The 21,454-nt window shown below is 66.0% G+C and carries 18 protein-coding genes; 3 read left to right on the top strand and 15 right to left on the bottom strand.

Annotation, left to right across the window (positions count from 1 at the left end; translation table 11 throughout):
* The first annotated feature begins 361 nt into the window (after nt 1-361).
* Together WS45_RS12925 and WS45_RS12920 are read left to right on the top strand one after the other, a co-directional pair.
* Nucleotides 362-1,621, top strand: coding sequence for a flippase (locus tag WS45_RS12925; RefSeq protein WP_059700184.1), 1,260 nt, complete (start codon nt 362-364; stop codon nt 1,619-1,621).
* Between the two features lie 499 nt (nt 1,622-2,120).
* Nucleotides 2,121-4,322 carry a glycoside hydrolase family 3 C-terminal domain-containing protein gene (locus WS45_RS12920; RefSeq protein ID WP_059690209.1) on the top strand — a complete coding sequence of 734 codons (2,202 nt, stop codon included), beginning with the start codon at nt 2,121-2,123 and terminating at the stop codon, nt 4,320-4,322.
* Nucleotides 4,323-4,449: 127 nt separating this feature from the next.
* On the opposite strand, the gene WS45_RS12915 is transcribed toward WS45_RS12920, so the two are convergent.
* The gene (locus WS45_RS12915; RefSeq protein WP_059700183.1) at nt 4,450-5,697 is read right to left on the bottom strand and encodes an NAD(P)/FAD-dependent oxidoreductase; all 1,248 of its coding nucleotides are present in this window, start codon (nt 5,695-5,697) and stop codon (nt 4,450-4,452) included.
* 110 nt (nt 5,698-5,807) lie between these two features.
* On the opposite strand from WS45_RS12915, the gene WS45_RS12910 reads away from it, so the two are divergent.
* Nucleotides 5,808-6,527 carry a class I SAM-dependent methyltransferase gene (locus tag WS45_RS12910; protein ID WP_059700181.1) on the top strand — a complete coding sequence of 240 codons (720 nt, stop codon included), beginning with the start codon at nt 5,808-5,810 and terminating at the stop codon, nt 6,525-6,527.
* Between the two features lie 45 nt (nt 6,528-6,572).
* On the opposite strand, the gene WS45_RS12905 is transcribed toward WS45_RS12910, so the two are convergent.
* From WS45_RS12905 to WS45_RS12840, 14 genes are read right to left on the bottom strand one after another with little or no spacing between them, the layout of a single operon-like run.
* The gene (locus tag WS45_RS12905; RefSeq protein ID WP_179949243.1) at nt 6,573-7,007 is read right to left on the bottom strand and encodes an excinuclease ABC subunit A; all 435 of its coding nucleotides are present in this window, start codon (nt 7,005-7,007) and stop codon (nt 6,573-6,575) included.
* Between the two features lie 11 nt (nt 7,008-7,018).
* Nucleotides 7,019-7,444, bottom strand: a complete 426-nt coding sequence (locus WS45_RS12900; RefSeq protein ID WP_059700179.1) for a hypothetical protein — start codon at nt 7,442-7,444, stop codon at nt 7,019-7,021.
* Between the two features lie 32 nt (nt 7,445-7,476).
* Nucleotides 7,477-8,697: a beta-ketoacyl synthase N-terminal-like domain-containing protein gene (locus WS45_RS12895; protein WP_059700176.1), complete on the bottom strand. Its 1,221-nt coding sequence runs from the start codon at nt 8,695-8,697 to the stop codon at nt 7,477-7,479.
* Nucleotides 8,694-9,923, bottom strand: coding sequence for a beta-ketoacyl-ACP synthase (locus tag WS45_RS12890; protein WP_059700174.1), 1,230 nt, complete (start codon nt 9,921-9,923; stop codon nt 8,694-8,696). The genes WS45_RS12895 and WS45_RS12890 overlap by 4 nt, the downstream gene beginning before the upstream one ends.
* Nucleotides 9,923-10,648 carry a 3-ketoacyl-ACP reductase FabG2 gene (locus WS45_RS12885; RefSeq protein WP_059525124.1) on the bottom strand — a complete coding sequence of 242 codons (726 nt, stop codon included), beginning with the start codon at nt 10,646-10,648 and terminating at the stop codon, nt 9,923-9,925. The genes WS45_RS12890 and WS45_RS12885 overlap by 1 nt, the downstream gene beginning before the upstream one ends.
* Entirely contained in the window at nt 10,645-11,148 is a 504-nt protein-coding gene (locus WS45_RS12880) for a hotdog family protein (protein ID WP_059700172.1), read from the bottom strand. The genes WS45_RS12885 and WS45_RS12880 overlap by 4 nt, the downstream gene beginning before the upstream one ends.
* 1 nt (nt 11,149) lies before the next feature.
* Nucleotides 11,150-12,337 carry a beta-ketoacyl-[acyl-carrier-protein] synthase family protein gene (locus WS45_RS12875; RefSeq protein ID WP_059700583.1) on the bottom strand — a complete coding sequence of 396 codons (1,188 nt, stop codon included), beginning with the start codon at nt 12,335-12,337 and terminating at the stop codon, nt 11,150-11,152.
* On the bottom strand, nt 12,334-14,745 hold the full coding sequence (locus WS45_RS12870; RefSeq protein WP_059700170.1) for an MMPL family transporter: 2,412 nt from the start codon (nt 14,743-14,745) through the stop codon (nt 12,334-12,336). The genes WS45_RS12875 and WS45_RS12870 overlap by 4 nt, the downstream gene beginning before the upstream one ends.
* Entirely contained in the window at nt 14,745-15,413 is a 669-nt protein-coding gene (locus tag WS45_RS12865; protein ID WP_059700168.1) for a LolA family protein, read from the bottom strand. Before WS45_RS12865 ends, WS45_RS12870 begins: the two co-directional genes overlap by 1 nt.
* Entirely contained in the window at nt 15,404-15,832 is a 429-nt protein-coding gene (locus WS45_RS12860) for an acyl-CoA thioesterase (protein WP_059525117.1), read from the bottom strand. Before WS45_RS12860 ends, WS45_RS12865 begins: the two co-directional genes overlap by 10 nt.
* Nucleotides 15,829-17,439, bottom strand: a complete 1,611-nt coding sequence (locus tag WS45_RS12855; protein ID WP_059700584.1) for an HAL/PAL/TAL family ammonia-lyase — start codon at nt 17,437-17,439, stop codon at nt 15,829-15,831. The genes WS45_RS12860 and WS45_RS12855 overlap by 4 nt, the downstream gene beginning before the upstream one ends.
* Nucleotides 17,426-19,132, bottom strand: a complete 1,707-nt coding sequence (locus tag WS45_RS12850; protein WP_059700166.1) for a glycosyltransferase family 2 protein — start codon at nt 19,130-19,132, stop codon at nt 17,426-17,428. The genes WS45_RS12855 and WS45_RS12850 overlap by 14 nt, the downstream gene beginning before the upstream one ends.
* Nucleotides 19,129-20,820 carry an AMP-binding protein gene (locus WS45_RS12845; protein WP_059700165.1) on the bottom strand — a complete coding sequence of 564 codons (1,692 nt, stop codon included), beginning with the start codon at nt 20,818-20,820 and terminating at the stop codon, nt 19,129-19,131. Before WS45_RS12845 ends, WS45_RS12850 begins: the two co-directional genes overlap by 4 nt.
* Complete coding sequence (locus WS45_RS12840; RefSeq protein WP_059525111.1) at nt 20,817-21,452, bottom strand: hypothetical protein; 636 nt, start codon at nt 21,450-21,452, stop codon at nt 20,817-20,819. The genes WS45_RS12845 and WS45_RS12840 overlap by 4 nt, the downstream gene beginning before the upstream one ends.
* Between the last annotated feature and the right edge of the window lie 2 nt (nt 21,453-21,454).

The following is a 21,454-nucleotide window of genomic DNA, read 5'->3' as shown; positions in this document are numbered from 1 at the left end:
AGCCTTTCCGCCGCGAACCCAAACAGTCGTTCGATTAGAGCACTCGGCCCGAGCATTCTTCGGTGCGCCAGCTTACAAATGCATTCATCACTGCGGCGATACAACGAGGCGCGCGCGGTCGCGATTCGCGCCGCACATGCGCACCGAATCCTCGAAAGGTAGGCTCGCGAACACTGCCGTCCCGCTCGGCCCGTATCATGACCGCCATACGATGTGGCCGTATCCGGCATCGCCGGATGAAACCGGCGCCAGCCGGAACGGGCCGCGAACCCACGCAGCCGGGTCAGCGCCGACCGGCCGCGCGAGCGCACGGCGGCACGCGCGCCGCCGCCCAGCGACACCCACGGCGCCGACCAAGCGAATGTCAAACATCAAGAAGAATTTCCTGCTGCTGCTGACGCTGCAGATTTCGATGTATGCGGTGCCGCTGCTGATCGCACCGTTGCTCACGCATGCGCTGGGCCCGGAAGGCTACGGACAGCTCGCGTTTTCGCTTGCGGTCATCGCGTATCTCACCAACTGCACGAGCTACAGCTTCGACCTGACCGCCACGCCGCGCATCGCGCTCGCCCGCGACGACCGCGCCGAACGCTCTCGCATCTTCTGGGCGACGCTGTATGCGCAGATCGGCATCGCGGTGATCTGTTTCGTCGTGCTGATCGGGCTGATCGTCCTCGTCGGCCGCTTCGGCGAGGACCGCGACCTGCTGCTGATCGGCTTCGGAATGGTGGCCGGCGTGGCGTTCACGCCAGGCTGGTATTTCCAGGGCATGGAGAAGTTGCGCGCGCTGAGCGTGATCCTGTTCGTCGGCCGCATCCTGAGCCTGCCCGCGATGTTCGCGCTCGTGCACAGCCCGGCGGACATCGACCGCGCGATGATCGTCAACGCCGCCGTCCCGACGCTGTCCGCGCTCGTGTTGGCCGTCTATCTGTATGCCCAGCGCGAAATCGATTTCGTTCGCGTCGGTTTCGCCGACATCGCCGAATCGCTGAAAGGCGGCTGGCAGGTGTTCCTCGCATCGACGTCGATTGCGTTCTATGCGTCGACCAACACCGTGCTGCTCGGCTTCGTGTCGGGCAACGTCGCGGCCGGCTATTTCGCCGCCGGCGACAAGCTGATCCGCGCGGCGCTCAGCATGCTCCAGCCGCTGAAGGCCGCCACCTATCCACGCATCAGTTATCTGATGCGGCATGCGCGAAACGATGCGTTTTCCTTCCTGCGCAAGCTGTTCGTCGTGCAGGTCGCGATGGTGCTCGGCATCTCGCTCGCGATCTTCTTCGGCGCGCCGCTCGCCGTGCGCATCCTGTACGGGCCTTCGTACGAACCGACGGTCCAGGTTCTGCGGTGGATGGCCTTCATTCCCTTCATGGCCGGGATGACCGACCTCTTCGGTGTGCAGACGATGCTGCCGCTCGGGATGAAGTCCGAATTCACTCGCGTGCTCATGTCATCGGGCATTCTGAACATCGTGCTCGTGCCTGTGCTCGCGAAGTACTTCGCCGAACTGGGCGCCGCCGCCGCCGTACTGACGGCCGAGGCTGCCGTCGCCGCGGCGCTTGCAACCGTCGTCTATCGCGCCGGGATACCGCTGCCCGGCAGCCCCGTCGCGCGACGCGGCTAGCGAGTCCGGACAGGCCGCCCCGATTTCGCCGAAGCGGCCGGAGCGCCGCGATGTCGCGTTCGATGCGCGCGCAACGAGCGGCGTCGCACGGGCACACGCCTCTGCGCCTCCCCCTTCCAAACGCTCGCGCGCAGGTACTTCTTACCCTGCTGCAGACGCACAATCAGGAACGCTTACTGCCTTTTCCCCACACCGCGCGACCATCTCGAAAAAAGATCATACGTATCGGTAGAAATACCGATGCTGTAGTCAAACTACATTCGTACGATTGGCCGCTGCAGAGAATCGCTACATCCGATTCGGCAGCGTCGGACGGTCCGCGTCGCCGTCCGCGTTGTTCGATCGGGCCCAACCGGCCGTAACGATTCCCCGCCTGGCCTGGCATGCCGACGCGCAATCACCCTGCATCGCCAGCCGAATGCGTCCGGTGCGAATCCACCGGGCGTGCGCAGCTCCAGACATCATTCGAACAACCGGCAATACGATCATGGAGAGCAACATGCGGGACACACTCTGGCCGGCCGCCGTGCTGGCAGCGACCCTCTGCACCACCGCTTACGCGGGCAACGCCGATTTCAATGCACCGGGCGACGCCGCCGACGCGTTCGCGTCTTCCGCCGTGCAACGACGCGCCGACCTCCTCGTGCGCAAGATGACGCTCGACGAGAAACTTCAGTTCATCCATTCGCAATACGAAATGTCGAAGGTGCCGGGCGGCGGGGCCGGCTACATCCAGGGTGTGCCGCGGCTCGGCATTCCCGATCTCAACATGGTCGACTCGGCGACCGGTTCCGGCAGCACGTCGCAGGCCAGTACGACGTTTCCCGCGACGATCGCCGTCGCCGCGAGCTGGGATCGCCGCCTGTCGTACGACTTCGGCAAGCAGGTCGCGATCCAGTTGCGCGCGCAAGGGTTCGGCATGGGCCTCGCCGGCGGCACCAATCTCGCTCGCGAACCGCGCGGCGGCCGCCTGTTCGAGTATCTCGGCGAGGATCCGTTGCTCGCCGGCGACCTGCTCGCGGAGCGCACACTCGCCACGCAGCGGCAGAAGGTCATCGCGACCATCAAGCACTATGCCGGCAACGAACAGGAGCATGGCCGGATGGGCGGCAACACGCAGATCGACGAGCGCACGCTGCGCGAGCTCTACCTGCTGCCGTTCGAGATCGCCGCGAAACGCGGGCAGCCTGGCAGCGTGATGTGCAGCTACAACCGCCTGAACGGCACGTATGCGTGCGAGAACAATCACCTGCTCAACGACGTGCTTAAGAACGAATGGGGCTTCCAGGGGCAGGTGCAATCCGACTGGGGCGCGACGCACAGCACGGCCGCCGCGATCAACGCCGGGCTCGACGAGGAAGAGGACGTCGGGCCGTCGGTCTACCTGACGCCGGCCGCCGTCAAGCAGGCGATCGCGAACGGCTCGGTGTCGACCGCGCGCCTCGACGACATGGTGCGCCGCAAGCTGGCCGTGATGATTCGCGTCGGCGTGATGGACGATCCGGCCAAGGGCGGCGGCACGATCGATTTCGCGGCCGCGAATCGGTTCGCACAGGGGGTCGCCGAGCAGTCGATCGTACTGCTGAAGAACGACGGCAACCAGTTGCCGCTGGCGGCCGCGGCGTTGTCGCGTATCGCCGTGATCGGCGGCCACGCCGACGCGGCCGTGCTGTCGGGCGGCGGCTCGGGCAACACGCGCGATCCGGTCACGGGTTCGTTCGCGGGTTGCGGCGGGCTGACGTTCGGATCGTCGACGGGCTGCAGCTGGTGGCGCAATCCGTGGCTCAAGGTCGACGTGCCGATCGTCGCGGCGATCCGCGCGCTCGCGCCGGCGGCACAGGTCACGTTCGCGGGCAACAGCGATCAGCAGTCGCCGTTCCGCGCGTACACGCAACAGGAAATCGACCAGGCCGCGGCACTCGCGGGCCGCTCGGATGTCGCGATCGTCGTGGTCGCGCAGCCGGCCGGCGAGGATTTCGGTGACCTGCAAAGCCTGAGCCTTGCGAATCCGTCGAACCAGGATGCACTCGTCGAAGCGGTCGCGCGTGCGAATCCGCATACGATCGTCGTCGTCCAGAGCGGCAATCCGGTGCTGATGCCGTGGAAGGACAACGTGTCGGCGATCGTCGAGGCGTGGTATCCCGGCGAAGGCGGCGGCAAGGCCATCGCGAACGTGCTGTTCGGCGCGGTCAATCCGTCCGGCAAGCTGCCCGTCACGTTCCCGGCGCGCGACCAGGATTCGCCGGCGTGGGGACAAAACGGCGCGTTCGAGAACGATCCGGTCTATGCGGAGAAGCTGAACATGGGCTACCGCTGGTACGACGCGCGCAACATCAAGCCGATGTTCGAATTCGGCTACGGGCTGTCGTACACGCACTTCGCGTATTCGGGCCTGTCGGTGTCGCGGCAACGGGACGGTTCGCTGAGCGTCGCGTTTACCGTGCGCAATGACGGCCGCGTCGCCGGTGCGGAAACGCCGCAGGTCTATCTCGGCGTGCCGTACAAGGACGAACCGCCGAAGCGGCTGGTCGGCTGGGAAAAGATCCGGCTGAACCCGGGTGAGGCACGGCATGTCCGCGTGATCGTGTCGCCGCGGATGCAGAGCGTGTGGGACACGTCGCGCAACGGATGGAAGGTCGTGCCGGGCGGGACGGTGTATGTGGGCGCGTCGTCGCGCGATATCCGGCTGCAGGGGAGCTGATCAGACAGCCAGGCGAGCCGGGCGTCGGGGGCCTCCCTCGGCGCCTGGCGCGCGCCGCCACGATTGTCGCGACGAATGATGCGCCAGGCGCGCCAGCGCGCACCCGCCCGCTCGGCTGACAGGTGAATCAGCCGAGGCCGCCGGAACGGCAGAATTCGGCGAGCACGTCGAGGCCGCGCGCTGGTTCCCGCACAAACGGATTCGACTCGTCCCACGCGTAGCCGGCCAGGATCGAGCAGACCATACGCTTCACGTCGGATGCCTTGTCTTCATGAAACACGATGTCTTGCAGCGTCCCTGAATACCAACGCTCGACGAAGGCGCGGAAGGTGTCGATGCCCTTGCGCAACGCGACGTCGTAATCGCGCGCCCAGTCGACGGTCTCACCGCGCAACTGCCGTTCGAGCACGGCAACGGCCAGATGAGCGGACCGCAGCGCGATCGTCACGCCCGACGAGAAGATCGGATCGAGAAATTCGCCCGCGTTACCGAGCAATGCATAGCCGCGGCCGTGCAGCGACTCGACATTCGACGCATAGCCCGAAATGCGACGCACCGGCATCACGAAGGGCTTGCTGCCGACAAGCCGCGACAGTGTCGGCTCGCTCTGCAGCAATTCGCGCAACTGCGATTCCTGCTGCGCCTCCGGCACGTCCAGAAATCCGGCGTCGGCCACACACCCGACCGACGAACGTCCGTTCGTCAGCGGAATCATCCAGAACCACACATCGCGGCGCACCGGATGGACAGCAATGCAGATCTTGTCTCGATCGGTCGATCCAGCAGGCAAGCTGTCTTCGACGTGCGAAAAGATGGCCGCGCGCGTCGGCAGGCCGGTGGGCGCCTCGAGCCCCAGCAAGCGCGGCAACACACGACCGAACCCGCTCGCATCGAGTACGAACGACGCCTGAACGGAATATTCGTGGCCTGCCTCGTCGACGACGTCGAGCCGCGGCGTATCGCCGGGCTCGAAAGCGCGTACGGTATGGCCAAATCGCACGTCCGCGCCCTGTTCGGCCGCACACCGGATCAGCAGATCGTCGAACGTTGCGCGTTCGACCTGATACGCCGTTCCCCAGCCCTCGGAAAACTTCTCGCGGAAATCGAATGACGACATCCTGTCGCGATAAACGAAATACGCGCCGTTCTTGAACTGGAAGCCGGCCTCGACGACTGCCTGCAACATGCCCGCCTCTTCGAGATACCGCATGCTCTGGGGCAACAGGCTTTCCCCGATCGAAAAGCGCGGAAAATGCTGACGTTCGAGCACCAGCACCGAGCGGCCGGCCTTGCGCAGCAGCGCGGCTGCGACTGCACCGGACGGCCCTGCCCCGATGATCGCGACATCGATCGAATTCGATTTCATTTCACTCATGCTTGCCAATTCACTTCGATTGATTGGGTATCTTACGTTTCTCACGCCACGATTTGACGTTGCAAATTACAATAGGCGCTCAACAAATCCAAGATTCCGACGAGAGGCCCATGACGTCCTACCGCACGCACGCTCCCGCCTATGTTCCCGAAACCCGATTCGGCATCTGGTTTCTTCGCACGCATACCTGGGAACATCACGTGCTCAGGGTGGCCATCGACGATCTGAAGCGGCTTGTCGCGGCGCCGCTGCCGACGGCGCCCGTCATCCTCGATGCAGGCTGCGGCCAGGGTAAATCGTTCCGCCTGCTGAGTGAAGCGTTCTCGCCCGACAAGATCATCGGCATCGATTGCCACGATGACTCGCTCGAGCATGCGTCGCAAGAGGCGCATCGCTGCGCAACGCCCGTCGAACTGCATCGCGCCGACTGCACGCAGATTCCGCTTGCCGATTCGAGCGTCGACATCGTGTTCTGCCATCAGACCTTTCACCATCTCGTCGACCAGGAACATGCACTGGCCGACTTTCGCCGCGTGCTGAAACCCGGCGGGCTGCTGCTGTTCGCCGAATCGACCGATGCGTACATCAAGTCATGGGTGATCCGTCTGCTGTTCCGTCACCCGATGCAGGTTCAGAAAAGCGCCGACGGCTACCTTGCGATGCTCCGCCACGCCGGGTTTGCGTTCGAACCGTGCAACGTGTCGTTTCCCTACCTTTGGTGGAGCCGCGCGAAAGACTTCGGCCTGCTCGAGCGCATCGGCCTGTATGCACCGAAGCCTGGCAAGCGCCGCGAGACGCTCGTCAACGTCGCTGCACGCAAACCTGCCTGAGCGAACAAGGCCGCCGTCTGGCGGCCCCTTCCCGACGCGTGCCGATTACGGCTTCAACGTCACGATCTCGCCGGTCAGTGCTGCCCCGGCCACGATCGCACCGGCACCGCACGTGAACTCGGTCGCGCTGGATCGCAACACGTTGCGGTAATTGCTCTTGATGCCGATGACGGCATTGCCGCCCTCCTTTCGCGCGCGCGCCTGAAGCTCGATCACGGCCGACAGGAATACGTGCTGGCACGCCGCCTCGTCGCTCTTGCCGAATGAATTGGTCTTCTTGTTGGTCGCGAACGAACCGTACGACTTGATGACGCGCGGATGCGCCTGATCGCCGAAATAGAGCGCGATGCCATTGTCGAGCTTGCCTTCCTCGCTCTTCAATGCGCTTTCGATCGGATAATCGTTGATCGTGTCGCGTGCATGTGCAACCGAGACCGCGAACATCGCGCCGAACAGCGCCAGTGCAATGCGATATTTCACGTGCGCTCCCGTTATTGCGCGTTCAGCTGCACGACGTCGCCCGACACGGCGATCGCACCGGCACTGCCGCTCACGCCGCACGTATATTCGCTCGTCGAATTTGAGCGCTTCTCATGAAAACGTGTCGTCACGTTGATGACCGCATTCCCGCCATGATTCTTCGCATAGACGCGCAGACGGTTCAGCGCTTCGGCCAACGCCTGGTCGCACGTCGGCCGTTCCGCTTGCGTCCCGCGCGACACACGGACCGATTCCGAACGCGGACCGATGCTGGTCTTGACGTCCGGGTGCGGCTGCGCACCGAAATAGATCGCGACGCCGCTCGCGTCCGATGCCGTCGCCGCTGCCGGCAGAGGCAGCGAACGGACCACGGTGCCGCACCCCGTCAGCAACGATGCCGCGACCAACATGCCGGCCAGATGTCGTTTGTGCTTCATTGTTATCGTCCTCTCAGCTCAGTAAGTTCACATCAATCGCCCTTCCAGGCGTCCAACAACACACTTGCACAGCTGCCGCCGAATCCGAACGAAACCGACAGCGCCCGCTCGATCGTCCATTCGCGTGCGTCGCGAACGAGCGGCATGCCGGCGATTGCCGGATCGGGCTCGCGGCCGACAGCGGTGCCCGCGACAAATCCGTCGCGCATCATCAGGATCGTGTAGATCGCTTCATGCGCCCCGCTCGCGCCGAGCGGATGCCCCGTCATGCCTTTCGTCGACGAGAACGCCGGCACGTCGCCCCGAAATACGTCGATGAGCGCCTTCAGTTCCTCGATGTCTCCGAGCGGCGTCGATGGCGCGTGCGTATTGACGTAGTCCAGACGCCGTCCGCCGCCGTCCAGCGCGCCGCGCATCGCCCGCGCGATCCCCGCCGCGTGAGGCGTCGCCATGCCGGCGCTGTCCGTGCATTGGCCGAACCCGGTGACCTCCGCGTAAATTCGCGCACCACGCGCACGCGCGTGCTCGAGCGATTCGAGCACGAGAATGCCTGCGCCGGACGCGATCACGAAGCCATCGCGGCCAAGCGCATACGGACGCGACGCGCTATCCGGCGTACAGTTGAAACTGCCGGACAACACACCCATCGCGTCGAACATCAACGTCATGTTGTCGTGCAGCGCCTCGCTCCCGCCAGCAAGCACGATGTCCTGGCAACCGGACCGGATCAATTGCGTCGCTTGCCCGATCGCGAGCGCCGCGCTCGTGCACGCGGACGACGGCGAGTACGACACGCCCTCGATGCCGAACAACTGCGCAACACATGCCGACGCCGTGCTGCCCATCGCCTTCGGGACGACATAAGGTGGCGTCTTGTCGATACCGCGATGCTGCGCAATCGTCATCGCATCGTCGTAATCGGCCATCGATCCGATGCCCGACCCCACGATCGCGCCCGCGCGCGGCGAACGAAGCATCCCGGCATCGATGCCCGCATCGTCGAGCGCCGACGCGGCCGCATGCGCCGCAAAGCGCGCCGTGTCGCCCATGAACCGTTCGTGCTTGCGCGAAAAACGCGCCGCCGATGCGACCGACGCCACCCCTGCGACCTGGCTGCGAAACCCGCGCTCGCGCCATGCGCTCACGTGACTCACGCCCGAGCGACCGGCTCGCAGCGCGGCCGATACTTCGTCCAGCGAATTACCGAGGCACGACACGATGCCGAGCCCGGTGACGACGACGCGCGCCGTCATCGGCCGGCCCGCCGGAAAATCAACGACGTGTTGATTCCGCCGAATGCGAAGTTGTTGCTCATCGCGAATTCCACATCGATCCGTCGCGCGTCGCCGACGATGTAGTCAAGCGGTGCACAGGCTGGATCGACTGTCTCGAGATTGAGCGTCGGGGCGTACCAGTTGCGCTTCATCATCTCGATCGTCCACCACGCCTCGAGCGCGCCGCATGCGCCCAATGTATGACCCACATAGCTTTTCAGCGAACTGATCGGCATACGCTCACCGAACACGGACGCCGTCGCGTGACTCTCCGCCACATCGCCTCGATCGGTCGACGTACCGTGCGCGTTGACGTAGCCGATCGCATCGGCATCGAGCCCCGCGTCACCCAGCGCGAGACGCATGGCGACCGCCATCGTCCCGGCCGTCGGCTGGGTGATATGTGCACCGTCGGAATTGCAGCCGAAGCCGACGACCTCCGCATGGATCGTCGCGCCGCGTGCGATCGCGTGCTCGTATTCCTCGAGCACCAGCGTCGCCGCACCTTCCCCGACAACCAGGCCGTCACGATCGGCGTCGAACGGGCGCGGCGTCAGGTTCGCGTTATCGTTGCGCGTGCTGGTCGCGTACAACGTATCGAACACCGCCACCGCCGGGCCCGACAATTCTTCCGCACCGCCCGCCAGCATCAGCGTCTGCTTGCCCGTCGCGATCGCCTCGTAGGCATAGCCGATCGCCTGGCTGCCGGACGCGCAGGCGGACGACGTCGGCACGATCCGGCCTTTCAGGTCCCAGAACAGACTGACGTTGACCGCCGTCGTGTGCGGCATCATCTGCACGTAACTGTTCGATGTGACGTCCCGCATCGAACCCGTCTCGATCATCGTGCCGAACGCCCGGATCGGTTCGACCGATCCCGACGACGACCCGTACGCGACGCCCATCCGGCCGTCCCGGATCGACGGATCGTCGGTCAGCCCCGCATCCGCCAGTGCGAGTTCGCTCGCGCGCACCGCGTACATCGAAACCGGCCCCATCGAACGCGTCTTCTTGCGCGGATACGTGCCCGGCAACTCGAAGGCCGGCAACGGACACGCGAGCCGCGTATGCAGCGCTTCGTAGCAATCCCATTCCGGCATGCGCCGCACCGCATTGCGCCCGTCGCGCAAGCGCGCCTCGATTTCCGGCCAGCTTTGGCCGAAGGCGGTCACGCCACCCATCCCCGTCACGACCACTCGCTTCATCACACCATCCCGCCGTTGACGCCGATTACTTGCCGGGTGACGTAGGTCGCCGCATCCGACATCAGGAAGCCGACTACCGCCGCGACTTCGTCGGGTTGACCGACGCGGCCCATCGGCACCGTCTTCAATGCGTGCTCGAGCGGCACGTCGTCGAGCATGCCGGTGTCAACCAGCCCCGGAGCAACGCAATTGACCGTGATCTTGCGCGATGCCAGTTCGACCGCCAGCGCCTTGGTCGCGCCGATCAAGCCCGCCTTCGCGGCGCTGTAGTTGACCTGGCCGCGATTGCCCATCACGCCCGACACGGACGCGATCGTCACGATGCGTCCGCCGCTACGCAGGCGCACCATCGGCATGGTCAGCGGATGAACGATGTTGTAGAACCCGTCCAGCCCGGTTTCGATCACGACGTCCCAGTCCTCTTCGGACAACGCCGGAAATGCACCGTCCCGCGTCACGCCTGCGTTGCAGACGATCCCGTAGTAAGCGCCGTTCGCTTCGACGTCGGCCTCCAGCTCGCGCCGGCATGCCGCACGATCGCGCACGTCGAACTGCAACACGCTGGCCGTGCCGCCCTGCGCGCGAATCGTCGCGGCGACCGCTTCCGCTGCCTCGCGCCCGGTGCGGCAATGAACCGTCACGGCGAAGCCGTCGGACGCCACGCGCAGTGCCACGGCGCGGCCGATGCCGCGGCTCGCCCCTGTCACGAGAACTCGCCGAGTCATGAATTGAAGCTCCCTTCGATAAAAGATTGGAAATCGTTTGGTTGGTAGACCTTGACGACGGCTTCCGCGCAACACTGACCTTCGGCATGAATCGCGCATTCGTATGCGCCATGCCCCTCGTCGCCGCGCAACAGTTCCCGCGCGACGATGCGCAGCACCGTGTCCGCGCCGAACGTCGTGCGATACGCGACATAGCGGTTGGCCCCGAGCAGCACGCCCGGCTTCGCGCGGCCGCCCGCATGTGCCGCGAGCAGGCCGACGTGCGCGGCGATCGCCTGTGCCATCAGCTCGATGCCGATCCACGCCGGCATCGCCCCGCTGCCGTCGGCATACCACGCATCGCGGCGCACGGTCGCGCTCACTTCGATGCCGGTTTCCGAGCAGCGCTCGATCGCATCGAGCAGCAGCATCGTGCCGCGATGCGGCAATACGTCCGGCACGTTCCCGACCGGGATATCCGCACCGCCGTGCAACGCGTCGATCAAAGGTTCGGCATGCATGTCAGGCTCCCAGAATCAGGCTGGCATTGCTGCCGCCGAAAGCGAACGAATTGCTCATTACATAGCGCCCTGTTGCATCGCCCGCGAGGCGGCGCTCGCCGTGGACGAGATCGAGTTTCGGCAGCGCCGGATCGTGCTCGCCGTCCCAGACGTGCGTCGGCAGCGGGATCCCGCGGGCCAGCGTCAACCAGCCGAATCCGAGTTCGGTCGCGCCAGCCGCGCCCAGCATGTGCCCCGTCAGCGGCTTGGTCCCGCTCGCCGGCACGCCGTGCGGAAACACCCGCGCCGTCACCTTCGCTTCCATTTCGTCGTTCAGGCGCGTCGCCGTCGCGTGCAGGTTCACATAGCCGATCGCGGACGAAGCCACGCCGGCGTCCGCGAGCGCGGCGCGCAGCGCGTCCTCCGCGCCATATCCTGCCGGGTCCGGCGCCGAGATGTGATGCGCATCGCTCGACTCGCCAACGCCGGCTAGCCGGACCGCGGCTTCGTCGCGGCACATCACGAACAGCGCGGCGCCTTCGCCGATATTGATGCCGCTCCGGTTCCGGCTCATCGGATTGGTCCGCCCCGGGCTGACCGATTCGAGCGAGGCGAAGCCTTGCAATGTCAGCTCGCACAGCGAATCCGCTCCACCGACGACGACCGCGTCGCACAGCCTCAACTGCAACAGGCGGCGCGCGGCTGCAAATGCCTTCGCGCTCGATGTGCAGGCCGTCGACAGCGTGTAGGCCGGCCCGGCCACACCCAGCGCCGCACGCACGAACGGCGCCGCCGTGCCGATTTCCATCTGCCGATAATCGAATCCGGCCGGCATCGCGCCCGTTGCGGCACGCTGTGCGAGTGCCTGCTCTGCGGCCTGGATCCCGGACGTACTCGTGCCGATCACGACGCCAACCCGGCGCGGGCCGTAACGCGCGATCGCCGCGTCGACGCAGGATCCGATCTGCGCCAGCGCCGCAAGCAGCAGGCGATTGTTCCTGCAATCGAAATGCGCGAGGGATTCGGGCGGCGCGACATCGAGCGCCGACCGCACGCGCCCGACCCAGCCGCCGGCGGGAACATCGGTGCGCGGCGCCATGCCCGGTGCGATGCCGGCGCACAATGCGTCGACGATTTCGTCCGTGGTTGCGCCAAGCGCGTTGATCATGCCGGGTGCCGACAGATAAACCGGCGCCTGTTTCGAATTCATGCGCGACACTCCTTCGTGGACGGCGTGGCAAGCGGCGCGAACAGCACCGAAAACACGATGCCCATCGCGAGGGTCGTGCCGAAGCTGCGCAGCGCGGGCATCGCGCTCGCTCCGAGCATCCCGAACGACAGCAACGTCGTGGCCGCCGACAGCAGCACGCCGGTCCACACTGCGCCGATGCCGGCACTGTCTCGCATGCAGCCTTCGCGGAGGAACACCGCGTAGTTGGCGCCCACGCCGAGTACCAGCATCAGCGCGAGCCAATTGAACAGCGTAAGCGGCACCCGTGCATAGCCGAACGCGGCAAGCGTCAACGCAATGGCGAACACGACCGGCAACGTCGTTGCGATGCCGCCGCGCACGCCGTAGCGCCACATCAGCAGCCCGGCGACCACGACGAGCGCGCCAGCCAGCCACAGGCCGCTGTCGACCCGATAGGCACCGAACAGGCTCGACACACTCGATGCCTTGTCTACCCACGATACGCCCGGCAGCGTGCGCGCGACGGCGGCGAAAGTTTCGGCATTCGCCGCATCGACCCGCTCGGGAATTGCTAGCGCCGCATCGACGGGACCGGCGCCGCCCTCGATTCGTCCGAGCCACAAATAGCGGAACGGCGCCGACCAGCGTGCCGCCAGCCACGTGTCGATGGAGAGTGTCTCCGGGGCATTGCGGGAATACGCGTTGATCCACGCATCGACCGCCTCGTCGCGGAAGCCCGCGCGCGCCAGCGTCCCGCGCAGTGTGGCGGTATCGGCAAACACGTGCGCGTCCAGCACCGCACGGTCATGCGCCTGCTGCTTGGCCGACGGCACGAACGTCGTGACCGACTGGACACGGCCGACCCGCTGCTGATCGAGCGACCCGATCAGTGCCTCCGAACGCTCGAGCACCTCCTCCGGCGTTGCGCCCTGAACGACGAAAAACTGTGCCGTGTTCGCCAGCCCGACCGCCGCGCGGATATTGTTCTCCTGCCGCGCGAGGTCCGCATCGCGCTGGATCAGCAGATGAATGTCGTCGTCGCTCTTCAAGAGGGTCCAACCCGGGATCGCAACCAGCGCAACCAGCATGGCAGCGAACAGGGCGCGCCGACCGGCCAGCAGCGATTGCCATCCGCGCAGCAGGCGGGCCGCGCACGCGAAAACACCGGACGGCACGCGCCGTGGCCCCTTCGTCAGCATGAGCGGCAAAAAGCCTGTGACGGCCGCGAACGCGCTGAGGATTCCGACGATTGCAAAGCACGCGATCTGCTTGAGCGCGGGGAACGGCACCCACATCAGGATCGCGTAACCCAGCAGACTGGTCGCCAGTGCCACCATGAGTGCCGGCCTGACCGCCGCCGCACCGCGACGCGCATCCCATTGCCGCCCCGCGGAGAGATACGCGACGAAATACTGGATCGAATAATCGACGGCTTCGCCGATCAGACTCACACCGAACACCAGCGTCAACAGGTGCAGCTTGCCGAATACGAGCAGCGTTGCCGCCAGCGCGCACACGATGCCGAATGCCGTCGACGCGAACGCGAGCACCAGCAGGCGCGGCGAACGGAATACGCTCATCAGCAGCAGCGCGATGCCGCCCAGCGATACCGCGCCGATCACGTGTACGTCGCGCTCGGCGCTGGCACGCGCTGCTTCCGCATGAAAGACCGCGCCGGCGCGGTCGACGCGAACGCCCCGAAACTCGGCCGCGAGCGCATGTTCCGCATCGTCCGTCGCGACGCGCACGGCGTGCTGGATCTTCGATTCGTAAGCCGAGCCCGGCAACGACGTCATCACGAGGACGCCAGTTGCGCCGTCGCGATGCGACACCAGCATGCCGTCCTCGAGTGACAGATTGGACGCCGCGAGCGGCAGCTCGCCGAGCCAGTGCTGCAACCAGCCGAACGGGTCGTCCGCCACGGCGGTCTGCAAGCCGTCGACGGGCGGTGCATAGAGACGCCGGACCAATCGTTCGTCGAGCGTGGCCCCGCCCTGCTCGAGCGACCGGCGATCCGCATCCGTCAGCAGACCGAAACGGGCCGGCATGTAGGTGGCCGAGATATCCGACAGATTGAATGGCGGCACCTCGACCGTCACCGAACGAAATGCTCCGCTGGCGTCGAGCCGTGCACCGAACCGCTTCGCAGCGGCCTTGGCGCGGGCGGCGTCCGGGTCGGTCACCAGGTAGACGGTACGGTTGCCGAGCGCATCTCCGAGCATGTCGACCGCTCGCTCGGCAACCGGGTTTGCCTCGGTAGCCGGCAGCAACGCGAGCAGGTTCGTCTGCAGCGGCGCGGCCCCGCTCGAGAAGCGCCATAGGATGTACGCAGCCGCCACGAGCGCAACGAGCAGCCATGCAGCACACAGTCCGCGCCGCCGTGCGCGTTCGCCCGATGCGTCGACGACATCACGCGCCGCATCCATCACCGGGCCTCCAGCCACGCGCGCTCGAGCGGCGCGGGTGCGTCGACCGGCGTCGACCGAGCGAACTCCAGCGATGTCACATTGCCGTTCGCAAAAGTCAAGTCGAGCCGGCCGAGATAGGCGCCTCCGCTCATTTCGAGCACACGAACCGCCTGGGCAAGCTGCGGCTGATTCGGCCGCAGCACCATCCGCCACCGTTCCGGCGTTCCGCTCGCATCGACGTCGAATTGCGCGTACAGCGCCGACAGGTCACCCCCGAGCATGTCGCGCATCATGCGCGACACTTGTGCGACGCCGCGGCCGCCACCGCCGGGCGCGACGAGGTGCCCGTCCGCGCCGACCTCGCGCACGCCGCTATCGGTGATCACGTAAGTGGCCTTGTAAGGCGTCTCGATTCGCCAGACGACACCCGACCTGCGATCGAACAACATCGATCCAGTGCTGACGAGCGGCTGCTTCATCGCCGACAGCGTCTGAGTCTGCCGAAAATCCGTGCGAATCGCGCCAACGCGCGCGAGCCGCGCCGCAACGTCGGACACGAGCGCGGCATTCGACTGCCGCGACGCCGCAACCGGCGCCGGGGCGGCCAGCACCGTGCCGCCGGAGAGCGTCATGCATACGGTCAGCGTCACCGCCGCAAACCATCGGTAGTGCGAATTCAGGCCCATTGTGCATGCACCTTTTCGATCAGGGTCGGCGGCGACACGAACTGCAGTTCGCGCGTCGTCGCATCGACGGCCAGCTGCACCGTATACCCCTTCGTCAAGCGCTCGCCGGACGCCGCGTCGACGATTTCGTACCCGATCTTCAGCCGGTTCTCGAATTCGAGCAGCGTCGCGCGCACGTCGAGCTGCTGACTGTAATGGGCCGGACGAACGTACTTCAGATGCGCCTCCACCACCGGCCACATATAGCCCGACGCCAGCATCGCGGGATAGTCGTAGTCGATCATGCGCAGCAACGCAGCACGGCTGCTCTCGAAGTACTTCAGGTAATGGCCGTGCCAGCAGACGTTCATGGCATCGACGTCGTGAAACAGGACCTCGACACGGGCCGTCGCGGTCAGCGGCGGACGAGATGCGTTCATGCCGCCTCCCCGTGCCGGATTCCGCCGTACGCGCCGCCGATCGCCTCGCACGCGGCAAGGCGCGCGGTCAGCGCGCGCAACTCGGCTTCGAGCGGCCGGTCCTCGACCACCAGCGGCGATTGACGATCCACATCGTCGACGAACGCGCGAAGCGCGGGCGAAAGTTGTGTCTGCTGATTATCGCGAAGTCGCAGCCGGGTGGCCTGCACGGTCGCGAGCACATGCGCCGCCGCAACCTGTTCGGTCAAGGTCAGAACGCGCAGGCAATCGCGGGCAGCAATCGTCCCCATGCTGACCTTGTCCTGATTGTGCGACTCCGTCGAGCGGGAGAACACGCTCGCCGGCATCGTGAGCTTCAGCGCCTCCGCCGTCCACGCGGAAGACGAGATCTGCACGGCCTTGAATCCATGGTTGATCGCCGCGCGTTCCGGCCCGGCGCCCGTCAGGTTGCGCGGGAGTCCATTGCTGAACTTGTCGTCGACCAGCAGCGCAAGCTGGCGATCCATCAGGTCCGCGAGGTTGGCGACCGCGGTCTTCAGCGCATCCATCGCGAACGCGATATGACCGCCGTAGAAATTGCCGCCATGCAGTACGCACCCTTCGTCCGGGTCGATCAGCGGATTGTCGTTCGCACTGTTCAGCTCGTTCTCGATATCGCGGCGCATCCACGACAATGCGTCGCGCGCCACGCCGATCACGTGCGGTGCGCAACGTACCGAATAGCGATCCTGCAACCGGCGTCCGGGCAATTCGTCGCGCCCGACCAGGTCGGCGCGGATCCACGCCGCCGCCTCCGCCTGCCCCGCGTGGGGTTTCGCGTCGAACAGCCGCGCATCGAAGTGCCCGGCCCTGCCGTCGAGCGCGACGGTGGTCAATGCCGTCAGGCGAGCGGCCACACGTGTCAGGTAGTCGGCGCGCGCAAACGCGAGACAGGCCAGCCCGGTCATGACCGCCGTGCCGTTCATCAACGCCAGTCCTTCCTTCGGCGCGAGCGTCAGCGGCGTGCGATCGATCGCATGCCACACCTCCCGCGCGTCCCGCTCGGCGCCGTCGAACACGACGGTGCGCTCGCCGACCAGCGCCGCGGCTACGTAGGACAGCGGTGTCAGGTCGCCGCTCGCGCCGACCGAGCCTTCCGATGGAATACGTGGCAGGATGCGGTGATTCACCATGTCGGCCAGCCGTTCCAGCAACGTGAACCGCACGCCCGAGTAGCCGAAGGCAAGCGAGTTGAGCCGGGCGACGATGATGGACAACGTTTGCGTCGCATCGAACCAGTCACCCATGCCGCACCCGTGATAGCGGGTCAGCTGCAGCGGCAGCGCTTCGACGAGCGACGGCGGCACCTCTACCACGCAGGCGTCGCCATATCCGGTGGTTACGCCATACAGCGTGCCGCCATTCGCGAGATAGGCGCGTAGCCAGGTCGCACCGCGCTCGATCCGCGCGCGCCATTCGGGTCCCGCGTTCAGTGCGACGGGCGCACCGTCGCGGGCGATCGCGACGACGTCCTCGATCGTCAGATGCCGGCCTCCGACCACCACGGCCGGCCGATTCGGATCCGCGGCGGTGCATGCCGCGACGTCGTTCATGTCATGCTCCGCCACGCGGACCTCCATCGGGCCGCGCCCAAAAATCGAAGAAGTTGAACCATTGGTAGGGAGCCTTGCGGCAATAATGTTCGAGCCGCGCGGCGTAGCGCTGCGCCCATGCCGCGACGTGTTCGGCGCGCTCACGGCGCGGTAGCTCGATCCGGTCGGCGAACGGCTCGAAATAAAGGCGGTAGCCGTGCGCCTCCTTCAGGCAGAAGAACAGGTAGACAGGACAACCAAGGGCGTGGGCGAGGATATACGGGCCCTGCGCGAACGGCGCAGTCGCGTCGAGAAAACGGGCGTCGACCGTTTTACCGGAATCACGCGGCGGCACGCGGTCGCCGACGATCACGAGCAACTCTCCCGCGTCGATGCGCGACTGCATCATCATCGCCGTATCGGGTCCGAAGTTCGACACCTCGACGAGCTGTTTGCCGAATTCCCGGTTCGCGCCGGCAAGCACGCCGGTAAAACGCTTCGCATGCTCGGTGTAGACGATCGCCGTCACCTTCGTGTGTGCGTCGCGCAGCGCAAGCGCCCGTGTCATTTCCAGGTTGCCCAGATGCGCGCCGATCACGAGTGCACCGCGCCCGCTCGCCGCGAGCGCATCGAATGCGGACGAATCGTCGAAACGCACGTCGAGCTCGTCGAGACGGCCGGACCACGCGACGAACTTGTCGAATCCTGCCTGTGCAAAGGCGAGCATGTGCCGGTAAGCACTGCGCCATCCCGGCTTCGGCACGGCCGCCGCCTCCGCATCGCGCAGGCGCGCGATATACGCATGCGACGCGGTGCGCGCCGTACGATTCGTCAGCACGAAATAGCCGACGATGGGATGCAGCCAGAACGACGTGAAGCCCTTGCCGAACCAGCGGCAGCTGAGCGCCAGCAACGCCATGCCGATCCGGCTACCGCGCTCCGGCATGCGCCACCATGCGCGCGTGCGGCCCGTCGGCGCCGCGCCGCGCCGCCCAGCCAGACGGCGTGTCAGCAGCATCGGCGCGCGCGCGAGCATCCCCGCGACGAGCCGTGTGTGGCTCAGGCTGATGCGCACGTTGTCGCGCCAGACATCGAAATGGGACACACCGTCGACCGGGTAGATGACTCGCGTCGGAACCGTCCTGAACGCGAGGCCGCGCCAGTGGAGACGGACCAGGATTTCGCTGTCGAAAGCCATCCGTGTCGGCATCGATACCGCGTCGATCAGTTCGCAGACGATGTCGACCGGATAAAGACGAAACCCGCACATCGCATCGGGAATGTCCAGCGACAGGGTTTCGATCCACACCCATGCATGCGTGAGGTAGCGGCCGTACAGGCGCGCCTTCGGAACGCTGTCGTCGAAACGCGGCCGGCCGAGAATCACGGCGTCCGGCTCGGCCTGTGCGGCCGCGACGAACTTCGGCACATCGGCCGCGTCGTGCTGGCCATCGGCATCGATCTGAATCGCGTGCCGATAGCCCCGGGCACGCGCGGCGCGCAATCCTTCCATGACCGCCGCACCCTTTCCGCCGTTGACCGGCAAGCGCAGCAGCGTCACGAGGCCCGCGTAGCGCGCCGCCAGCGTGGCCAGCTCCTGTTGCGTCGGCTCGTCGCTGCCGTCGTCGATCACCAGGATCGGCAGGCCGTGCACGGCGAGGCGCGCCAGCGTGCCGCCGATCGCGGCGCGATGGTTGTAGATCGGAATGACGATGCAGGTGTCGCTCATCGGGCCGCCGTGCCATAGACCAGAACGCCCGATGTGCATTCGCGGTCGCCGCAACGGAACGCGAAGCGCGTGGAGCCGCGTACACGGTCATGCGCGATACGCAGCGACAGCACCGCGCCCGGCGGCACCGGCGCCTTGAATTTCAGGTGTTCGACGGAACGGATTTCGCGCACGGTCGGCATCTCGCGGCCAGCCAGGCGCGCAGCCCAGTCGATTTGCACGACTCCGGGCAGGATCGGCAGCCCCGGAAAATGACCATCGAAATGCGCGAGCGTGGGCGGCACGCGCAACTCGTAATGCAACGCGTCGTCGCTGCGCCATGATGCGAGCAGTTCAAAGCCCTCCGGCGTAGCCGTGAATGCGGCCGCCAGCGCGGCGGCGGGCAACTTGCCGCGTGCATCGAACGGCATTGCGTGCAGGAACCGCCAGTAGCGCGGTAATGCGGCCGCGTCGAAATATGCACCGAGCGCGTGCCGCAAGGTCGTGGCAACGGCAACCCGTCCATCCGCCGCCAGCGCATCGCGCCCCGCCGCGGTCAATACCGCCACGACGCCGACGTGCGCGCGCGTCGTGCCGTCGACCACCACGGCCGCCGCTTGCTCGACGTATGCATGCGCGAGTATCCGCGCCTCGAGCTCCGGCAGCGACACGCGCTTGCCGTCCAGCTTGACGACGCGATCGCGTCGTCCTGCGAGCGCAAAGCGACCGTTCGTGTCGAATCGTGCGGCGTCGTCGGTGCGGTGCCAGCGATCGTGGCCGAGATGGGCAGAGCGAACGCACAGCACGCCATCGTCGTCGCAGCGCACGTCGACGCCGTTTAGCGGCTGCCACGCGTGTGCGACGTCCTGGCGACGCCATGCAATGCCACCGGTTTCGGTACTGCCAAATATCTCGAGCGGCGCAGCGCCGAATGCGTTCGAATAGGCCGAAGCCGCATCGGCCGGCAACGGGCCGCCCGACGAGAAGAACGCGCACGGCATGGGCGCCCGCATCGGAAAACCGGGCAACGCCGGCCAGCGCATCAGTTGCGACGGCGTGGAGACCACGACACCACCACCGTATTCGGCCAGCCGCTGCTGCAGTTGCAGCGGTTCAAGCACCGTCATCCGGTCAAACGCGCGGCCGGCCGCCAGCGGCCAAAGGATCCTGAAGAGCAGTCCGTAGATGTGATGATGCGGTACGCTCGACAGTGTCACTGCCGCACCTGTCCGGTCGCCCCATTCGCGCTGCAACGTGCGCACTTCGGCATCAAGCTGCGCGAGCGACTTTCGCACCGGCTTCGCGGTGCCGCTGCTGCCCGACGTGTAAAGCGTCACCGCTGCGACAGCATCGATCGGGCGGGTGAAGCGTGCAGATCCGGCATCCGTGTCGTGCCCGCATGCGGCCAGTGCCGGCGCATCCAGCACGAGGTCGTATGCATGCGCCAGTGCATCAAGATAGCCGGGTGCGCTGCTGGCTGGAATCACGACTTCCCCGTGCACCGCCGCAACCGCAAACAATGCACACGCGAACTCGTACGGATCATCCGTGCAAATCGCAACGCGTCGCGCGCCGCTCGCTTCCACTAGCCTCGCAATCGCGCCGGCGCGAGCGCGCAGATCACCCAGCGTCAGCACCTCGGCGCCATCGCGACAAACCGCCACTCCGCTATCCGCTTCGGCACACAGGATCTCGTGCAGCGCAATCATGCGACACCCGTTCGCTTTCGCGCGACGGCGATGAAGCGCCTGCGCCACAGCCACTCGCCTGCTATCAACGCACCGATCAGCACATACGCGATCAGCCCGTTGTAAAGCGCCCATCCCGCACGGCTCCAGTACAGCGCCGTATAAACCGAAAAACTGCCGTTTACGATAAAGAACGCGCACCACACCTGTGTGACGCGCCGCGTGTACCCGACGATTTCCGGACTCGGTTCGGGATAAGTCAGTCGTGCGAATTTTTCGATCATGGTCGGACCGTGCCGCAGCGTCGCGCCGAACGCGACCAACAAGCCGACACTCACGCATGCCGGGTAGAGATGAAGAAGTCGTTCGCTATCGGTCACGGCAATCGCGGCCGACAACACGGTCAATGCACCGGCCACGCCCCAGTCGAGCAGCGTGAGGCGTTTGAGCGCCTTCGCCAGCGTGCCTTTGCCGACCGTGCGCTGCAGCCACAGCAATGCGATCAACAGGCAACCGACGTAACGCGGCGACATGCTCTGCCACGCAAACAGGATGACGAGCGGATAGGCAAGGACCAGTGCAGCCCTGGTCGCGACACCTGCCCAGCGCGGCAGGACCGTGCCCGTAGTAGCCCGCATGCCCGTCACCACCATCG

Source organism: Burkholderia sp. RF2-non_BP3 (assembly GCF_001522185.1).
In the GTDB taxonomy this organism is placed as follows: domain Bacteria; phylum Pseudomonadota; class Gammaproteobacteria; order Burkholderiales; family Burkholderiaceae; genus Burkholderia; species Burkholderia diffusa.
This window is presented reverse-complemented; position numbering and strand designations above follow the sequence as displayed.

Coding starts and splice junctions, on each gene's coding strand:
- WS45_RS12925 (WP_059700184.1), top strand. CDS start 362: ATGTCAAACATCAAGAAGAATTTCCTGCTGCTGCTGACGCTGCAGATT.
- WS45_RS12920 (WP_059690209.1), top strand. CDS start 2,121: ATGCGGGACACACTCTGGCCGGCCGCCGTGCTGGCAGCGACCCTCTGC.
- WS45_RS12915 (WP_059700183.1), bottom strand. CDS start 5,697: ATGAGTGAAATGAAATCGAATTCGATCGATGTCGCGATCATCGGGGCA.
- WS45_RS12910 (WP_059700181.1), top strand. CDS start 5,808: ATGACGTCCTACCGCACGCACGCTCCCGCCTATGTTCCCGAAACCCGA.
- WS45_RS12900 (WP_059700179.1), bottom strand. CDS start 7,444: ATGAAGCACAAACGACATCTGGCCGGCATGTTGGTCGCGGCATCGTTG.
- WS45_RS12895 (WP_059700176.1), bottom strand. CDS start 8,697: ATGACGGCGCGCGTCGTCGTCACCGGGCTCGGCATCGTGTCGTGCCTC.
- WS45_RS12890 (WP_059700174.1), bottom strand. CDS start 9,923: ATGAAGCGAGTGGTCGTGACGGGGATGGGTGGCGTGACCGCCTTCGGC.
- WS45_RS12885 (WP_059525124.1), bottom strand. CDS start 10,648: ATGACTCGGCGAGTTCTCGTGACAGGGGCGAGCCGCGGCATCGGCCGC.
- WS45_RS12880 (WP_059700172.1), bottom strand. CDS start 11,148: ATGCATGCCGAACCTTTGATCGACGCGTTGCACGGCGGTGCGGATATC.
- WS45_RS12875 (WP_059700583.1), bottom strand. CDS start 12,337: ATGAATTCGAAACAGGCGCCGGTTTATCTGTCGGCACCCGGCATGATC.
- WS45_RS12870 (WP_059700170.1), bottom strand. CDS start 14,745: ATGGATGCGGCGCGTGATGTCGTCGACGCATCGGGCGAACGCGCACGG.
- WS45_RS12865 (WP_059700168.1), bottom strand. CDS start 15,413: ATGGGCCTGAATTCGCACTACCGATGGTTTGCGGCGGTGACGCTGACC.
- WS45_RS12860 (WP_059525117.1), bottom strand. CDS start 15,832: ATGAACGCATCTCGTCCGCCGCTGACCGCGACGGCCCGTGTCGAGGTC.
- WS45_RS12850 (WP_059700166.1), bottom strand. CDS start 19,132: ATGAGCGACACCTGCATCGTCATTCCGATCTACAACCATCGCGCCGCG.
- WS45_RS12845 (WP_059700165.1), bottom strand. CDS start 20,820: ATGATTGCGCTGCACGAGATCCTGTGTGCCGAAGCGGATAGCGGAGTG.
- WS45_RS12840 (WP_059525111.1), bottom strand. CDS start 21,452: ATGGTGGTGACGGGCATGCGGGCTACTACGGGCACGGTCCTGCCGCGC.